Annotated in this window: 17 protein-coding genes; 12 read left to right on the forward strand and 5 right to left on the reverse strand. The window is 71.5% G+C overall.

The features are described 5' to 3' along the window. Positions 1-120 precede the first annotated feature (120 nt). Positions 121-1,200, reverse strand: a complete 1,080-nt coding sequence (locus tag KBC94_RS02660; RefSeq protein ID WP_294366076.1) for a flavodoxin family protein — start codon at positions 1,198-1,200, stop codon at positions 121-123. A gap of 257 nt (positions 1,201-1,457) precedes the next feature. Here KBC94_RS02660 and KBC94_RS02665 point away from each other — a divergent pair, with 257 nt between their 5' ends. The 3 genes from KBC94_RS02665 to ubiM all read left to right on the forward strand — a co-directional run bounded on the left by KBC94_RS02665 (position 1,458) and on the right by ubiM (position 4,595). Continuing rightward, complete coding sequence (locus KBC94_RS02665; protein ID WP_294366077.1) at positions 1,458-2,042, forward strand: hypothetical protein; 585 nt, start codon at positions 1,458-1,460, stop codon at positions 2,040-2,042. A 9-nt stretch (positions 2,043-2,051) separates the two neighbouring features. Continuing rightward, positions 2,052-3,329 carry an adenylate/guanylate cyclase domain-containing protein gene (locus KBC94_RS02670; protein ID WP_294366079.1) on the forward strand — a complete coding sequence of 426 codons (1,278 nt, stop codon included), beginning with the start codon at positions 2,052-2,054 and terminating at the stop codon, positions 3,327-3,329. A 66-nt stretch (positions 3,330-3,395) separates the two neighbouring features. Continuing rightward, on the forward strand, positions 3,396-4,595 hold the full coding sequence (ubiM, locus tag KBC94_RS02675) for a 5-demethoxyubiquinol-8 5-hydroxylase UbiM (protein WP_294366080.1): 1,200 nt from the start codon (positions 3,396-3,398) through the stop codon (positions 4,593-4,595). A 126-nt stretch (positions 4,596-4,721) separates the two neighbouring features. On the opposite strand, the gene KBC94_RS02680 is transcribed toward ubiM, so the two are convergent. After that, the gene (locus KBC94_RS02680; RefSeq protein ID WP_294366082.1) at positions 4,722-5,225 is read right to left on the reverse strand and encodes a hemerythrin domain-containing protein; all 504 of its coding nucleotides are present in this window, start codon (positions 5,223-5,225) and stop codon (positions 4,722-4,724) included. Between the two features lie 144 nt (positions 5,226-5,369). Then, complete coding sequence (locus tag KBC94_RS02685; protein WP_294366084.1) at positions 5,370-5,681, reverse strand: plasmid stabilization protein; 312 nt, start codon at positions 5,679-5,681, stop codon at positions 5,370-5,372. A gap of 143 nt (positions 5,682-5,824) precedes the next feature. Between KBC94_RS02685 and KBC94_RS02690 the strand changes: the two genes are divergently transcribed. The 3 genes from KBC94_RS02690 to KBC94_RS02700 all read left to right on the forward strand — a co-directional run bounded on the left by KBC94_RS02690 (position 5,825) and on the right by KBC94_RS02700 (position 8,074). Continuing rightward, on the forward strand, positions 5,825-6,229 hold the full coding sequence (locus KBC94_RS02690) for a phage holin family protein (RefSeq protein ID WP_114801701.1): 405 nt from the start codon (positions 5,825-5,827) through the stop codon (positions 6,227-6,229). A gap of 240 nt (positions 6,230-6,469) precedes the next feature. Then, on the forward strand, positions 6,470-7,237 hold the full coding sequence (locus KBC94_RS02695; RefSeq protein WP_294366089.1) for a hypothetical protein: 768 nt from the start codon (positions 6,470-6,472) through the stop codon (positions 7,235-7,237). Between the two features lie 39 nt (positions 7,238-7,276). After that, positions 7,277-8,074 (forward strand): hypothetical protein, encoded by a 798-nt coding sequence (locus KBC94_RS02700; RefSeq protein WP_294366090.1) that lies wholly within the window; start codon positions 7,277-7,279, stop codon positions 8,072-8,074. Positions 8,075-8,088: 14 nt separating this feature from the next. Here the strand turns inward: KBC94_RS02700 and KBC94_RS02705 are convergent, their stop codons facing one another. Next, positions 8,089-9,315, reverse strand: coding sequence for an MFS transporter (locus tag KBC94_RS02705; protein WP_294366091.1), 1,227 nt, complete (start codon positions 9,313-9,315; stop codon positions 8,089-8,091). Positions 9,316-9,397: 82 nt separating this feature from the next. After that, entirely contained in the window at positions 9,398-11,449 is a 2,052-nt protein-coding gene (locus KBC94_RS02710; protein ID WP_294366093.1) for an acetoacetate--CoA ligase, read from the reverse strand. A gap of 159 nt (positions 11,450-11,608) precedes the next feature. Between KBC94_RS02710 and KBC94_RS02715 the strand changes: the two genes are divergently transcribed. The 6 genes from KBC94_RS02715 to KBC94_RS02740 are packed head-to-tail and all read left to right on the forward strand — an operon-like array spanning position 11,609 to position 16,594. Next, positions 11,609-12,349 (forward strand): TetR/AcrR family transcriptional regulator, encoded by a 741-nt coding sequence (locus KBC94_RS02715; RefSeq protein WP_294366095.1) that lies wholly within the window; start codon positions 11,609-11,611, stop codon positions 12,347-12,349. Continuing rightward, positions 12,346-13,293, forward strand: coding sequence for an ABC transporter substrate-binding protein (locus KBC94_RS02720; RefSeq protein WP_294366762.1), 948 nt, complete (start codon positions 12,346-12,348; stop codon positions 13,291-13,293). The genes KBC94_RS02715 and KBC94_RS02720 overlap by 4 nt, the downstream gene beginning before the upstream one ends. Before the next feature lie 45 nt (positions 13,294-13,338). Beyond that, positions 13,339-14,148, forward strand: a complete 810-nt coding sequence (locus KBC94_RS02725) for an ABC transporter ATP-binding protein (RefSeq protein ID WP_294366764.1) — start codon at positions 13,339-13,341, stop codon at positions 14,146-14,148. Then, the gene (locus KBC94_RS02730) at positions 14,141-14,974 is read left to right on the forward strand and encodes an ABC transporter permease (protein ID WP_294366097.1); all 834 of its coding nucleotides are present in this window, start codon (positions 14,141-14,143) and stop codon (positions 14,972-14,974) included. Before KBC94_RS02725 ends, KBC94_RS02730 begins: the two co-directional genes overlap by 8 nt. Further along, positions 14,971-15,750 carry an ABC transporter permease gene (locus KBC94_RS02735; protein WP_294366098.1) on the forward strand — a complete coding sequence of 260 codons (780 nt, stop codon included), beginning with the start codon at positions 14,971-14,973 and terminating at the stop codon, positions 15,748-15,750. Before KBC94_RS02730 ends, KBC94_RS02735 begins: the two co-directional genes overlap by 4 nt. Positions 15,751-15,787: 37 nt before the next feature. Further along, positions 15,788-16,594, forward strand: coding sequence for a cyclase family protein (locus KBC94_RS02740; RefSeq protein ID WP_294366099.1), 807 nt, complete (start codon positions 15,788-15,790; stop codon positions 16,592-16,594). Positions 16,595-16,606: the final 12 nt, after the last annotated feature.

The following is a 16,606-nucleotide window of genomic DNA, read 5'->3' on the forward strand; positions in this document are numbered from 1 at the left end:
GGCGTTCGCCCTCGGTAAGCGACAGGTGTGTCGAGGTAAAGAAGCGTGAAGCCTGCCGCGTGATCGGGCAGGAATCGAGGAGCCGCAACCCCGCGACCCTCGCGCGGGCGTTGCAGCTGCTTACTTGGGCCGCGGCCTCTTCAGGCGCGCATCGGGCGGGGAAAGGCGACCGGCGCGCAGCATCCCTACGGCCGTCGCCACCGCGCGGGCGGCATTGCGGGCCTCTTCCTGCATGGCCTCGTCGGCGTCCAGTGTCTGGTGGCTGGTCGCGTACGGCTCGTAGTAGCCGATGTAGCGGTCGAGTCTGGCCTGGGTGCCCGCGTCGATGAGGCCCATCCAGTCGAGCCAGTCGCAGAGGTTGCGACGCAGGCTTTCGATGCCCGCCACGTCGCCATGCACCACCACGCCATAGGCCCGACCTTCCAGGTGCTTGGGATAGTCCCAGCCCTGGAGCTCCAGCGCCTTGGCTTGCGCGGCCTTCTTGCCGTGGGTGGACGTGGGATCGGGATTGCCGCCATCGGCACAGACCAGCCGGTCGATCATCGCCTTGAGCGGCGTGGGCGCCTGGTACCAGTGGGTGGGCGTGAAGATCATCACGCCGTGTGCCGCCACCCAGCGCTCGTAGATCTCGTTCATCCAGTCGCCCGTCTGCCGCAGCGAATGGTTGGGATAGCAGCTGCAGGGCCAGTGGCACAGCGGCATGGCGGTGGAGGCGCAGCCCTTGCACGGATGGATGTGCCGGCCATAGTCGGAGGTGACCCGGCTCAGGTCCAGCACGTCGCACTGCAGGCCCTGGCCCTCCAGCACCTCACGCGCCAGCTGCAGCAGGCGCCAACTCTTGGACATCTCGCCGGGGCAGCTGCCGTCGTTGCGCGGCGAGCCGTTGATCAGCAGCACGCGCGAGCGCGTCTCGGGCCGGCTCCATGCGGCCTGCGCCGCGTCGATGCGCGCACGCGCCTCCATCCAGTCCACGGACAGCGCATAGTCCGGATCGGCATACCCCGGCCCCGCCTCCCGCGTCACCGGCGCCTTGCGCCCGTCTTCGTACGCCTCCCAGGCCACCTGTTCGATGCGGCCGATCGCCTCGGCCTCCGCGCGGAAGGCCGGATCGTGGAAGACCTGCATGAACTGCACGTGGAAGGCCTCTCGCGAGAGGGTGGGCGGCGCCTGGCCGGTGCGGGGGGCGTGGGGATCGTTCATGCGCGCCAGCGTAGGAGTTGTTCCGGGGCCGGGGCCGGCGCGCGTGCCGCCTTGCGCGGTAAGCCCGCGCCGACAGCCTGGAGAACTGCAAACACGCGTCCGCCCTCCTCCACCTCTGTTGACGCTGCGTCTGTACGAGCCCACGACGCCTTGCGCCATCCGGCCCGCACCGCTGCGGAATCAGCAGGACGGCGGTCCGCGGCCCGCAAGATCATGGGCCGCCGACGATCCTGCTGCGGCAACCCTGCCCCGCTCGCATGTCGCTCGCGTCCCCCCTGCCCCGCTCCCGTCGCTTCCGGGTCGACGTTGGCACCCTCATCGCGGCCCTGGTGCTGGCGCAGTCGCTCGTGCTCATCGCGCTCGTGGGCTGGGGCGCGCAACGGCTGGTCTCCTCCTTCGGCGAGGGAGCGCAGCGGGCCAGCCACCAGCGGGTCCAGGAGAAGGTCGAGGCCTTCCTGGAGCGGGCCGCCACGGCGGTGGACGCGATGGTGCAGGCGCCCCACCTTGCGCCTGCCGGCAGCAGCGCCGACGACACCGCCGAGCTGCTGTGGGTGCTGCTGCAGCAGGCGCCCGAACTCGACAGCCTGTACGTGGCCGACGCGCGCGCCCGCATGCTGATGGTGCAGCGCTACCCCGACCTCGCCGTGCGCCGCATCGTGCGCGCGCACGACGCCACCACCGAAACCTGGGACTACAAGGTGCGCCCCGACCTTCGGCTGATGCCGGCGCAGCGCTTTGCCACCACGCGCAGGCGCATGCTCACCAGCAGCTACGACCCGCTGGCGGCTCCCTGGTATCGGCAGGCCACGCAGGCGGGGCGCCCGGTGTGGACCGCGCCCTAAGAGTTCCAGGTGGCGCACGAGCTGGGCGTGACCTACGCGCGGCCCGATCTGCGCACGCGCGACAACGACGCCCCGGACCAGGTGGCGGCGGGGGACGTGACCCTGGGCCGGCTGTCGGACTTCGTGCGCCAGTTCGCCCGCGCCGGCGAGGGCGACAGCGCGCTGCTCAGCGCCGACCTGCGCGTGCTGGCGCGCAGCGACCGGCCCGGCCGCATCACCCGGCTGGAGTTGCCCGCCGACGGCGTGCTCGCGGCCCTGCGCGAGCCGCTGGCCCGCGCAGGGGCCGCGAGCTTCACGATCACCTACCGCGGCGAGCGCTACCTCGTGCAGAGTTCGGTGATCGTGGCCACCGGCTGGCGGCTGGTCAGCTGGGTGCCCGAGGAGCGCGTGCTGGGCGGCGTGCACCGGGCGGTCGGCGGCGCGATGGCCACCGCGCTGGGCTTACTGGGCGTGGTGCTGCTGCTGTCGCTGCGCCTGGCCCGCCGCGTGACGGCGCCGGTGGAGCGCCTGGCCGAATTCGCGCGCCGGATCGGACGGCTGGAGCTGGACGGCCCGGCACCCGCACAAAGCCGCGTGCTGGAGATCCAGCACCTGGCGCAGGCCCTGGACGACTCCGCCCGCGGGCTGCGCGCCTTCCGGCAGTTCGTGCCCGTGCAGCTGGTGCGGCAGCTCATGGCCGAAGGGTTGCCGCTGGGCGCCAGCGGCCGGCTGCGGCGGGTGACGATCATGTTCACCGACATCGCCGGCTTCACCGGGCTGGCCGAAGGCACCCCCGCGCCGGTGCTGGTGGCGCAGCTCACGGACTACTTCAACCTGACGGCGGCGGTGATCGCGCGCCATGGCGGCACTATCGACAAGTACATCGGCGACGGGATGATGGTGCTGTGGGGTGCCCCCACCGCGCTGCCCGACGCGGAGCTGCGCGCCTGCCGCGCCGCCCTCGACCTGCAGGCCGAGGTGGACGCCCTCAACGACCGTGCACGGGCCGCGGGCCGCGCGCCGCTGCCCACGCGCATCGGCATCCACACCGGGCCGGTGATCGCGGGCGTGCTGGGCTCCAACGACCGGCTGGCCTACACGGCCATCGGCGATGCCGTCAACGTGGCGAGCCGGGTGGAAGAACTCAACACCGCGCTGGGCACGCGGATCCTCATCTCCGAGGCCACCTGGCAAGGCGTGGCCGAGCGCCTGCCCGTGCGGCGCATCGCCACCGAAACCCTGCTGCGCGGCCGGCAGGCGCCCCTGACGGTGTACGAACTGCTCGAGGACCGGGCTGCCACGGGTTGAGGCCGGTCAAGCCGATGTGGCAGGGCGCTGGCCACAATGGACGGCCCGACTTCCGCCGCGAGACCCATGCGCTCCACCGATCCGCTCGACATCGCCATCGTGGGCGCCGGCCCCACCGGACTCGCCCTGGGCATCGCCCTCGCCCGCCAGGGCTACGGCGTGGACGTGCTCGACCATCAGGACGCCGACGCCCTCGCCGCGCCCGCCGACGACGGCCGCGAGATCGCCCTGACCCACGCCAGCGTCGGGCTGCTGCGCGAGCTGGGCATCTGGCCACACCTGCCGGCCGCGGCGATCGGCCGCATCCGCGAAGCCCGGGTGACGGACGGCGGCCCCGCCTCGCCCGCCCTGCGCTTCCACACGGCGGGAACAGGCTGCGAGGCGCTGGGCGCCATCGTTGCCAACCATGCGATCCGACGGGCATGCTTTGCGGCGGCCGCATCGCAGGAGCGCCTGCGGCTGCATCCCGGCCAGCGCGTGCAGCAGGTGCACATCGACGCGGACCATGCCCACATCGCCCGCGAAGGCGGCGCGCCGCTGCGCGCACGGCTGCTGGTGGCGGCCGACAGCCGCTTCTCGGGCCTGCGGCGCCAGCTCGGCGTGGGCGCTGCCTTGCAGGACTTCGGCCGCACCATGGTGGTCTGTCGCGTGGCCCACGAGGCCGCGGACCATGGCGAGGTGGCGCACGAATGCTTTGGTCCGGAGCGCACGCTGGCCATGCTGCCCCTGCCGGGCCGCTTCAGCTCTGCCGTGCTGACGGTGCCGGGCGCGCAGGCCTCTCGGCTGTGCAGCCTGCCGGTCGACGCGTTCGCGCAGGAGATCCAGCGCCAGTTCGGCGACGAGCTGGGCCCGCTGCGCGTGGCCGGCGAACGCAACGCCTATCCGCTTGTGGCGACCTATGCCGAACGCTTTGCGGGCCACCGCTTCGCGCTGGCGGGCGATGCCGCCGTGGGCATGCACCCGGTCACTGCCCATGGCTTCAACCTGGGGCTGCAAGGCGTGCGCAGCCTGTGTGCCGCCCTCTCGCAGCGGCCCCTGTCCGACGACCCGGGCCGGGCGGACCGGCTGCAACGGTACGAGCGGGTGCACCGCCGCGAGACGGCGCCGATCTACCACGGCACCAATGCCGTGGCGCGCCTCTATGCCGGACAGACCGGCCCGCACCGGCTGCTGCGCAGCCTGGTGCTCGAAGCCGCACGCCGGCTGCCGCCGGTGCGCGCCGCCATCACGCGGCAGCTGATCGGAGCCGGTCCCGCACGTTTCTGAGCGACTGAAGAGAGGAAATGTCGAGGGCTTCGCGCCTTCGGCCGCGGGCAACCGCTGCGGGCACGCGTGCCGCGCAAGGCGCGAGGCATTCCCTGCCGCCGGCGCGCACGCCAGCGCCAGCCCGCCTCAGGCGGGCGTCGCCACCGCCTCTTCGGCAGCGGGCGAACAGGCCGTGGAGCCACAGCCCTTCATCGGCTCTGCCGGCAGCGCGTGGGGCCGGCCGACCTCGCCGGTCTCCATGTCGAAGCCCACGCTGCGCAGATGCAGCGCGAGGCCGGCGTCCATGGTCTGCGCGTGGTGCACGAACCAGGCGCCCAGCTGGCGCGCCAGCTCGCGCACCAGGGCGAGATCGCCGCGCTGCCCGGCCGCCAGGCCATCGCGCATGGCGTGCAGCACCACCTTGTGCTGCACGCTGTGGCAGTTGGCGACGGAAAAGCCCGTGGCCTGCATCCATTGGTCCTCGCGCGAGAAATGGGCATCGGTGTGGTCGATCAGCCCGCTCCAGCACGCCAGCAGTTGCTCGTCCGGCGCCTGCTCGACGTCGGCCAGCAGCAACACGAATTCCTCATGGGTGCGGTCCATCACGGGGGCGTCCAGCACCAGGGCTTCGGACCATTGCAGGGTGGCCATCGTCGTCTCTCCACGCAGTTGGTTGGGGGAGATTGCAGGGTAGGCCGGCATGGCAGCCACCGCCTTGACGGGGCGCAAGGCAAGCCAAGCCGCTGTCCACACCCAGCCCCGCGCCGCCTCGCTGCCAAGCGGGCCGACGGACGCTCAGTGCTTCGCTGCGGCGTTGCGCTTGCGCGTGGCCGCCGCCTTCTTCGCCGAGGCGGAACGCTCGGCCGCCGTGCGCGAGGCCGACGCCTGGCCCCCTGCATGGCCGCCCTTGCGCGACGGTGCATGGTTCGCGGCATGGCCGCGGCCCGAGCCGCTCTTCTCGCCGCCCCCGGACTCCTTGTTCACGGTGGCCCAGGCGCGGCGCTCGGCCTCTTTCTCGGGCACGCCACGCGATTCGTAGCCTTCCTCGATGTGCTCGGCCTGCCGCTTCTGCTTGCCGGTGTAGGCGGACTTGTCGCCACGGGGCATGGTGATCTCCTGTGTTGCAAGAAAGCACATGCTCGCCCCGTGGCCGTCTGCGCCTGTAGGCCGAAGCGAAACGGCCCTGTGCGCGGCTGGCGGGGTACGGCGGCCGCGGCGCCGCCCGCCGGGCGCCGACCTATCATCGGCCGATGCTCGCGAACCTCACGCCCTTCCTCCTCCACTGGGCCATCACCGCCTTCTCGCTCTGGGTGGCCAGCCACATCTTCCGCGGGCTGCAGTTCGACGGCACGGGCTCGCTGGTGGTGTCGGCATTGCTGCTGGGCCTGGCCAATGCCATCGTCAAGCCGCTGCTGATCTTCCTGACGCTGCCGCTCACGCTGCTGACCTTCGGCCTGTTCCTGCTGGTCATCAACGCGCTGATGATCCTGCTGGTGGCGGCGCTGGTGAAGGGCTTCCGGGTGTCGGGTTTCTGGACCGCCCTGTTCGCCAGCATCTTCATCTCGCTGCTGAGCATGCTGATCGGCACGCTGGTGGACGGCGGCGACCCGGCCACCCGCATCCAGCTGCCGCAAGGCACGGGCAACTGGCTCTAGCGCCCGCCGCGCCTGCCGCGCCTGCCGCGCCTGCCGCGGGGCACGGTCGTCACACACGTCACGCCCGCCCGCTTTCCGTTCACCAATCTGCAAGCCTGTTAAAGAAGCGACGCGTGTGCGCGCCGCTTTTGACGGTGTTGGGCCGCCGAGTGCGGCTTTCAGGACAACAGGCCATGGCGATCGCCGTGCAGCTGCCCAGAATCGACAGAACGATTCACAGGGAGCCGGCAAGGAGACGTCATGAGACGCGCCATTTCGATCTGCGTGGTCGCTGCGATGCTCGCCGCATGCGCGGGCCGACCACAGCCAGACAACACGCCCGTCAGTGCCACCCCGGGCCATCCGCTGCCGCATCCGCGCGTGGAGATCTTCTACAACGCCGAGCCCGAACTGGTGGTGCGCGACTCGGGGGCCATTCCCGCCGTGGGCCTGATCGGGCTGCTGGGCCCCGTGGGTGCGCTGGCGGCGATGGGCGTCGATGCCCTCAGCCGCGGCAACGCGACCCAGCAGGCCGGCGAGCGCAGCCAGCGCTTCACGCAGGCCGTGCGCGGCGAGGGCAGTGACCTCGCCCTCAACCACGAGTACGCGCAGCGCCTGGCCGAGGCGCTGCGTTCGACCGGCCGCGAGGTCAAGCTCACGCCCGCGGCACGCGCCCTGGGCACGGCCGGGGAACTGCACCTGGAGGGGCTGACGCCCACGCCGGGCCATGACGTGCTGCTGTTGCGCATCTCCACCGCCTACTGGGCGCCCGACCTGGGTTCGAGCTTCCGACCCTATGCCCGGGTGGAGTACGCGCTGCGCGACGACCAGCTGGCGCCGCTGGCCTGGGATTCGGTGTCGTTCCGGTCGGCCGAGCCCCGCTACTACGACTACGACACGCTGCTGAAGGAGAACCGCACCGCCTACGACGGCCTGCGCCAGGCGCTGTTCGCGACCCTTCCCGGCGTGATGCGCAAGAACTTCCCCAGCCTCCCGACGCCCGCGCTCCGCACCGCCGGAACGCCCTGACCGGCCCCTCGCGCCTCACCCCGATTCCCTCCCATCCCCATGATCGACTCGCCCCCCTCACCCACTCTCGAACGCACGGGCCCCTTCGTCCCGGACGGCTGGCGCAGCCTGGTGGAGCCGCTGTGCGAACTCAAGGAGGCGCTGGACCATGCCGTGCGCTGGCCCGAGCACATGCCCCGGCACGGCCGTGCCGCACAGGTCCTGGCCACGCACGGCCTGACGCTGCAACAGGCCGCCGCGCTCCGGACCTCCCACCTGCCCGACCGCTTTGCCCGGCATCTGCTGGGCGACTGGTTCGCCGCCACCGGCGAGCCCGTCGGCACCTGGGAGCGCAGCAGCCTGCCCCCCTGGTGCACGCTCGGCTGGGTGCGCAAGGACGCCTATCGCCTCACGCCCGAGCGGCCACAGGCGCGGTTGCGCGCCCTCGTGGACGAACTCCATGCGGACCCCGAAGCCATGGACGCCACCGCCCATGGCCTGGCCGGCATCCCCCTCTTCTGGGCCGGCGAGGGCAAGAACCGCTGTCAGCTCTACCGCCTGGCCGGACGCGCACGGGTGGGCAGGCTCAGCCTGTACGCGGCGCCCGACCTGTCCGCCTGGCGCCTGGCGCCGGTGATGGGCGCCCGGCATGTGGTGGCGCTCATCGCGCCCGACGGGCGGGTGCAGCTGCTGCCGTTCGGCCGGGCCTCCAGGCCGCTGCTGCTCGCACTGGGCGTGACGTGGCGGCCCCGGCCCGTGCTGCGGCCCTGGATCGAGTCGCTGCAGCGCGGCCAGCCCATGCCGCATGTCCAGGCCGAGTACCGGTTGCGCGCGTCGATCCTCGCGCCGGCGGCCTGAGAAGAGCGCCTGACTCAGGACGGGCGCGAGGGCGCCTCTTCCACCGGCGGAGGGCTGAACAGGTAGGGCAGCAGGCCCGCCAGCAGCAGCGCCGCCGCACAGCCGAAGATGGCGGCGAAGGCGCCATCCACCGGCCAGCCGCGGCGCTGGCCCGCCTCGGCGATCAGGCCGAAGGCCCAGGAGGCACCGGCGGAGCCCAGAAAGACGCAGGTGTTCAGAACGCCCAGGCCCCGTCCGCGCAGCGCCGCCGGCACCAGCGCGCGGCCGTGGCTCATCACCAGCGGATGCAGCATGCCGGCCGTGACCACGAAGGTCAGCAGGGTCAGGTCCAGCGCCAGACCGACCGCGGGCCAGGCCGTGAGCGCCAGGGCCGCCGAGAACGAGAAGGCCGTCCAGCCCGCCACGGTGGTACGCAGCGAGCTGCGGCGCACCACCAGCGGAATGGTCAGCGCGCCCAGGATGCCCCCAGCGCTCACCACCATCAGCGCCAGTCCCCGCGCATCGGCCCCCAGCCCGAAGACCTGCGCGAAGTAGGGCCCGCCCCAGGCATTGCGGAAACTGGTGCCTGCCGCCATGGCGATGCACATCGGGATGAGCGTCCACAGCGCCCTGCGGCGCAGCAGGCCGGCGCTGGCCAGCACCATGGCGGCCGGGCTTTCCTGCCGGGCCAGGGCATGGCCCTGGTCGCGCACATGCCGCCACACGCCGATGCAGGCGAGCAGCATCGCGACGCCGCCGAGCGCGATGGCCGGCCGCCAGCCGATGCGATGCGCCGCCCAGCCCAGTGGCGCCGTGGCCACCAGCGAGCCCACCATGCCCACGGCATTGGCCCGGCTGATGAAGGCGGCGAAGCGCGCGGGCGGCAACTGCTCGGCCGCGTAATGCATCAGCCCCATGAAGACCGGTGCGCAGGCCAGCCCCAGGCCCGCCTGCGCCACCATGGCGGCGGCGCCATTGGGCGCCCCGACCAGCAGGGCCGCCGACACCACGCCGATGGCCAGCAGCCAGCGGCTGGGACGGCCCACGCCCCAGCGGTCGAAGGCCACGCCGACCGGGACCTGGGCGATGGCGAAGGCCAGGAAGAAGCTGGAAGACAACGCACCGAAGCCGGCGGGTGAGAGCGCCAGGTCGTGCTGCAGCTCCGGCGCGATGACCGCGAGGCAGCTGCGGAAGAACTGGCTGAGGGAGAAGGCGAAGGTCAGCGCGACGAGGCCGCGCGAGGTGGCTGACGGGGACGGCATGTGGAGGGCCATTGTCCGGCCCCCGCCGCAGCGCCATCGACCACCGGCGCGACAGGCCGGTCGCCCGGCCGCCGTCGCTGGCTCAGGCTGCGGCCTGCGCCCGCCGTTCCGCCAGCGCCACGTACCAGCCCAGGCAGCCCGGGTTGGCCATCGCCTCCTTGTTGACCACCTTGTCGATGGGCTGTCCCAGCAGCAGCTTCTTGATCGGCAGTTCCTGCTTCTTGCCCGAGAGGGTGCGCGGGATCTCGGCCACCTGGAAGATGTCGTCGGGCAGGAAGCGCGGCGACAGGCTGGCGCGGATGGCGTCATTGAGCTTGCGGCGCATGGCCTCGTCCAGCGCCACGCCGGGACGCAGCACCACGAAGAGCGGCATGTAGCTGTCGCGGCCCAGGTACTCCAGGTCGACCACCATGGAGTCGAGCACCTCGGGCAGCGACTCCACCGCGTTGTAGATCTCGCTGGTGCCCATGCGCAGGCCCTGGCGGTTGATGGTGGCGTCGCTGCGGCCGTAGATGACGCAGCCGCCGTCCGCACCCACCTTGAGCCAGTCGCCATGCCGCCAGACGCCGGGATAGGTGTCGAAGTAGCTCGACAGGTAGCGCGCGTTGCCCGGGTCGTTCCAGAAGTACAGCGGCATGGAGGGAATGGGCTCGGTGCAGACCAGTTCGCCCACCTCGCCGATCACGGCTTGGCCGTTCTCGTTCCAGGCATGGACGGCGGCGCCCATGAAGCGGCACTGCATCTGGCCCGGCACCTCGGGCAGCTCGCGGTTGCCGCCGACGAAGGCGCCGCAGAAGTCCGTGCCCCCAGAAATGTTGCACCACCAGGCCTCGCCATCGGCGCCGCCCTTGAGCGCGCCGGCCTTCGGCACGAGGCCGGCGGCGAGCTTCGCTTCCTGCATCTGCGCACTGCCCCAGCGCTGCACCTCCTCCGCCAACGGCGAGCCGGTGCTGCCCAGCGCGCGCACGCGCGAGATGTCGCCGCAATCCACCGCGCGCACGCCGGCCTTCATGCAGTTGCTGAAGTAGGCCGCGCCGGCGCCGAAGAAGGTCACGCCGTGGCGCGCCACGAAGCGCCACAGCACCGACCAGTCGGGCTGCTCCTTGCTGTGGGCCGGATGGCCGTCGTAGAGCACACAGGTAGTGCCCGACACCAGGCCCGACAGCTGCGCATTCCACATCACCCAGCCGGTGGAGCTGAACCAGTGGAAGCGCTCGCCGAAGCTGTTGGCCGCGTAGCTGCTGCCCAGGTCGTAATGGATCTGCGACAGCGCCATCGACATCAGGATGCCGCCCTGGCCGTGCACGATGGGCTTGGGCAGGCCGGTGGTGCCGCTGGAATAGACGATCCACACCGGGTGGTCGAAGGGCAGCCATTCGGGCGCGAAGGCCGCGACCTCGGCATCGTCCCGGCCGCTGGCGGTGGTCCAGTCGATGTCATGCGGCAACGGCTCGGCCGCATGCGGCGTGCGCAGCAGCAGCAGGCGCTCGGCGGTGGGCAGCTGCGCGCGCAGCTCGCGCACCACCGCGCTGCGGTCCAGCGCCTTCTGGCCGTAGTGCACGCCGTCGACGGCGATCAGCACCTTGGGCTCGATCTGCCGGAAGCGGTCGGCCACGGCGGCGGTGCCCATGTCGGGCGCGCACACGCTCCACACGGCGCCGATGCTGGAGCAGGCCAGAAAGGCCACCATGGTCTCGGGGATGTTGGGCAGGTAGGCCGCCACGCGGTCGCCGCGCTTCACGCCCAGAGCCTTGAGCGAGAGCGCCACCGATGCGATCTGGCGCTGGAGCTCGGGCCAGGACATCTCGCGCACCTCGCCCGCCTCGTTCTCACTGACGATGGCCGGCATGCCCGCCGCATGGGCGGGCTCGACGTGGCGCAGCACCTGCCACGCGTAGTTGACCTGCGCGCCCGGGAACCACACGGCCCCCGGCATGCGTCGGTCTGCCAGCACCGCGCGGTGCGGCGTGGGCGACTGGATGCCCGCATAGTCCCAGATGGCCTGCCAGAAGCCATGCAGGTCGGTCACCGACCATTGCCACAGCGCGTCGTAGCTGTCGAACACCAGGCCGCGGTGGTCGCGCAGCCAGTTCTGGAAGAGGCGGATCTGGGGAACGTAGGCGGGAGCGGTCATCCGGCCAGCGTAGTGCGGCAGTGCAGCACGCTCAATGCGGATTGGCCCCAGCCGCGTCGTCTGCGCGACTGGCGCCGCCCACCCGGTGCCGTGGCAGGGAGCGGCGGCTCATGGTTTGTACGTGTGTGCAAGACTGTTGTACGGTCGTTCAATAGGCGCATGAGTGCCCGGCCGACCTCCGCTCCTACCGCGCGCCGCGCGGCCCGTGGCGCAGCCGCCGAGCCCCGTCCGGACCGCCGCCACGCCATCCTGCTGGCGGCCGAAAAGCTCTTCGCCCGCCACGGCTACCACGCCGTGAGCATCCGCCAGATCGCCGACGAAGCCGGCGTGCCGCTGGCGCTGGTGGGCTACTACTTCGGCCCCAAGAATGCGCTGTTCGAGGCCATCTTCGAGCACTGGAACCAGACCATCGAGCGTCGGCTGGCCGCGCTGGCCGCGGTGCCCATCGACCCGGCCAACGCAAAGACCCTGCCACGCATCATCGACGCCTTCACCGCGCCGGTGCTGGCCCTGCGCGCCAGCAGCGAAGGCGAGTACTACGCGCGGCTGGTGGCCCGCGAGCTCTCGCACGTCACCGAAGAGGCCGACCGCGTGCTGCGCCATTACTTCGACCCGCTGGCCAACGCCTTCATCGACGCCCTGCAGCGCGCCCTGCCCCATGCCACGCGGGCGCAGGTGGCCTGGGGCTATCAGTTCGCGCTCGGCGCGCTGCTGCACCACCTGACCGATACCCGGGTGGAGCGCCTGTCCGGCGGCGAGGCCCAGGCCAACGATGCGGCCGGCAGCGCACTGCTGGTGGCCTTCATCGCCGGCGGGCTGCGCGCCGCCATGCCCCGTCCCCGCGCCGCCCGCACGACCGCGGCGCCTGCCAAGAAGACCAACCCACGGAGACAAGCCTGATGAAAAGACGCACCGCACTCTCGGCGCTCGGCGCCGCCACACTGACCGCCGCGGCGCTGCCCGCCCGCGCGCAGGGCACGACGAAGATCGTGTTCGGCTTCACGGCCGTGACCGACTTCGCCACGGTCTTCGTGGCCAAGGAAGAGGGTTACTTCACCAAGCGCGCGCTGGACGTGGAGCCCAAGTTCATCCCGCTCAACTCGACCATCCCGGCCGCATTGCAGTCCGACTCGCTCACCATCGGGGGGCCCACGCCCTCGGTCTTCCTGCAGGCGGTGGATGGCGGCCTGGACCTGGTGCTGGTGGCCGGCGGCGGCCTCACGGCCAAGAGCATCACGGGCTTCGGCCTGGTGGCGCGCGCCGGCTCGGGCATCAAGAATGCGCAGGACTGCGTGGGCAAGAAGATCGGCGTGCCAGGCCTGAGCGCCTTCCTGCACGTGACCTTCCGCGCCTGGCTCAAGGACCAGGGCGTGGACTACCGCAAGGTCAACTTCGTCGAGGCCGCCTTCCCGCAGCATGCGGACCTGCTGCGCGGCGGCTCGGTGGACGCGGTGGTGTCGGCCGATCCCTTCATGAGCCGCATCACCGAATCGGGCGCGGGCTACGTGGCGAGCTACTACTCCACCTTCCTGCCCGAGGGCAACCAGACCATCGTGCACGCCGCCCGCCGCGACTGGGCCGAGAAGAACCCGCAGGCGGTGCGCGGCTTCCGCGAGTCGCTGGTGGAGGCGGCGGCCTTCATGGGCCAGGCGAAGAACGACGCCCGCGTGCGCGCCGCCATCGGCAAGTACATCAAGCTGCCGCCCGAGGTGCTGGCCAAGGTGCAGATCTCGCCGCCCGGGCCGGTGGTCACCGACAAGCAGCTGGCCTACTGGGTGGGGCTGATGAAGGACCAGGACATGCTCAAGGGCGCGCCCGACGTGGCGCGGCTGATCGCGCGCTGAGGCGGTTCGCACGTCATGGGAGCTCCCGACTTCATGGCCACCCGGATGGCCGCCGAGGCGACGCCGGCGACGTCCTCCAAGGCCGCGCCGCTGCTGCGCTTCGACGAAGTGAGCATCCGCCTGGGCGGCCGCGAGATCCTCTCGCCCACCAGCTTCGAGGTGCGACGCGGCGAGTTCGTGTGCATCGTCGGCGCCAGCGGCTGCGGCAAGACGACGCTGCTGCGCACCGCCAGCGCACTGGTCGCGCCCACGACGGGCCGCGTGCTGCGCCACGGCGTGCCCATCACCCAACCCGCGCGCGAGATCGCCTTCGTGTTCCAGGACTACGGCCGCGCCCTGCTGCCGTGGCGCACGGTGGAAGGCAATGTGCGCCTCGCGCTGGAGGCCGCGCACGTGCCCTCGGCCGAACATGCCGCCCGTGCGGCCAAGGTGCTGGCCAAGGTCGGCCTGGCGGCGCATGCGCAGAAGTTTCCGCTGCAGCTGTCGGGCGGGATGCAGCAGCGTGTGCAGATCGCCCGCTGCCTGGCCCAGCAGCCCGAGTTGATGCTGATGGACGAGCCCTTCGGCGCACTGGACGCGATGACGCGTCAGGGCCTGCAGGACGAGCTGGCCCGCCTGGTGCGCGACGACGGCCTGACGGTGATCTTCGTCACCCACGACCTGGAAGAGGCCATCTACCTCGGCGACCGCGTGGTGGCCCTGCAGGCCAACCCAGGCCCCGGTCGGCCCAGCCTGGCGCGCATGATCGACGTGCCCATTCCCCGGCCGCGCGACCAGCTGACGACGCGCGAGCATCCCGAGTTCGTGCGCCTGCGTCGCGAACTCTTCACCTTCATCGAGGAAGGCCATGGCTGAGCGGGCTGCGCACCACACGGCCGTTCGCGCCGGGCCTGTCGAAGCGCCGCCCCGCAGCTCGACCATCCCGCGCGCCCTGGCACGCCTGCGCCCCTGGGCCATCCCCGCCCTGCTGCTGCTCGCATTCGAGCTCTACGCCCGCCGCGCGTCGGCCCTGGGCAGCGATTCGCTGGCGCCCGTGAGTGCGGCGGTGAAAGCCTGGTGGGGCGCAGCCTTGGACGGCTCGCTCTGGCAGGCCACCGCCTTCACCCTCGGCACTGCCGCCCTCGGCCTGGGGGTCGGCGCCCTGCTCGCCCTGGCCGGCGGCATCGCGCTGGGCCTCTCGGCACGCGCGGCCCGCATGGGCTTCATGACCACCGAGCTGCTGCGCACTGTGCCCTCGGTGGCACTCATCCCGCTGGCCATGCTGATGTTCGGCTTCGGCGTGCGCATGGAGATGGCGGTGGTCGCCTTCGCCACCTTCTGGCCGCTGATGCTGCTGGTGCAGGCCGCCGTGCGACAGGTGGAGCCGCGGCTGCTGGAGGTGAGCCGCGTGCTCGGCCTGTCGGCGCGCGAGCGCGCCTTCAAGATCGTGCTGCCGGCCATCGCGCCGCGGCTCTTCGTCGCGCTGCGCCTGGGCGTGGCCGTGGCGCTGGTGGTGGCCGTGACGGTGGAGATCGCCGCCAACCCTAACGGCATGGGCTACGCCATGATGATCGCGCAGCAGAGCTTCGACCCTGCGCTGATGCTGGCCTGGCTGGGCTGGATCGGCGTGGTGGGCTATGCGATCAACGCGGGCATGCTGCGGCTGCAGCAGCGCGTGGGTCGTCGCATGGGGGCCGCATGAACGAGCGCCTGAAGATGAGCAGCTGGCTGGGCTCGGCCCTGGTGCTCTGCGCACTGATCGCGCTGTGGTGGCTGGCCAGCAACCTGGGCTGGGTCAGCCGCGTCTTCCTGCCCACGCCGCAGGCGACGTGGGACGCGCTGGCCGAGGGCTTCAACCTGCGCGGCAACGGCCATGGCGAACTGGCAGGCTGGACGCTGGACACCGTCGGCCGCATGCTGCAGGGCTGGCTGCTGGCCTCGCTCGCGGGTGTGGCGCTGGGCGTGTTCATCGGCGCCTCGGCCGCGGCCCGGGCATGGCTGCAGCCCATGCTGGAGTTCATCCGGCCGCTGCCGGCCTCGGCCGTGCTGCCGGTGGCCATCGCCATCTTCGGGCTGAGCCCGCGCATGGTGCTGGTGGTGGTGGCATTCGGCGCGATGTGGCCGGTGCTGCTGGCGACGGTGCATGGCCTGGCGACCGTCGATGCGCGGCTGGCCGAGGTCACGCGCTGCCTGCAGCTGTCCCGCACCGCCTTCATCCTCAAGATCGGCCTGCCGCACGCCATGCCCGACATCCTGGCCGGCATGCGCCTGGCCCTCACCGTCGCGCTGATCGTGGCGGTGGTGGGCGAAATGATCGCCTCGCAGGGCGGCCTGGGCCAGGCCATCCTGCTGGCGGCACGCGCCTTCCGGGCCAGCGAGCTGTTCGCCGGCATCGTGCTGCTGGGGCTGATCGGCTTCGTCAGCAATGGCTTGCTGGCCTTCGCAGAACACAAATTGCTGCGCTGGCAGCGGCCCTGAACCCCACACACCACACACACCCACAAGGAGACCCGCCATGCCCCGCAGATTCGTCGACCTTTCCATCTACCTCGAGAACGACGTGGTGAGCGACCCGCCGCCCTTCGCGCCCAAGATCCAGTACTTCACGCACGAGAACACGGTCGAACAGATCGTGCCCTTCTTCCCCGGCCTGCAGAAGGCCGACCTGCCCGACGGCGAGGGCTGGGCGGTGGAGCAGGTGCAGCTGTCCACGCACAACGGCACGCACCTGGATGCGCCCTACCACTTCCACTCGACCATGGACAAGGCGCTGGGCGAGAAGAAGCCCGCCATCACCATCGATGCCGTGCCGCTGGAGTGGTGCTTCCAGCCCGGCGTGAAGCTGGACTTCCGCCACTTCGCCGACGGCTACGTGGTGACGGCCGCCGACGTGGAGGCCGAGTTGGCGCGCATCGGCCACGTGCTCAAGCCGCTGGAGATCGTGGTGGTCAACACCCGCGCCGGCGAGCGCTACGGCCAGAACGATTATGTCTCCAGCGGCTGCGGCATGGGCTACGAGGCCACCATGTACCTGCTGGAGCGCGGCGTGCGCCTGACCGGCACCGACGGCTGGAGCTGGGACGCGCCCTTCGTCCACACCGCGCAGAAATACGGCGAGACCAAGGACGCCGGCCTGATCTGGGAAGGCCACAAGGCCGGCCGCGACATCGGCTACTGCCACATCGAGAAGCTGCACAACCTGGAGGCGCTGCCGCCCGATGGCTTCTTCATCAGCTGCTTCCCGCACAAGATCCGTGGCGCGTCCGCAGGCTGGACGCGCGCCGTCGCCATCTTCGACGACACCCTGATGGCCTCAGCCTGAGGAGCGGCATCG

Origin of the sequence: Pseudacidovorax sp. (assembly GCF_017991995.1) — a bacterium.
Taxonomy (GTDB): Bacteria; Pseudomonadota; Gammaproteobacteria; order Burkholderiales; family Burkholderiaceae_C; genus Xenophilus.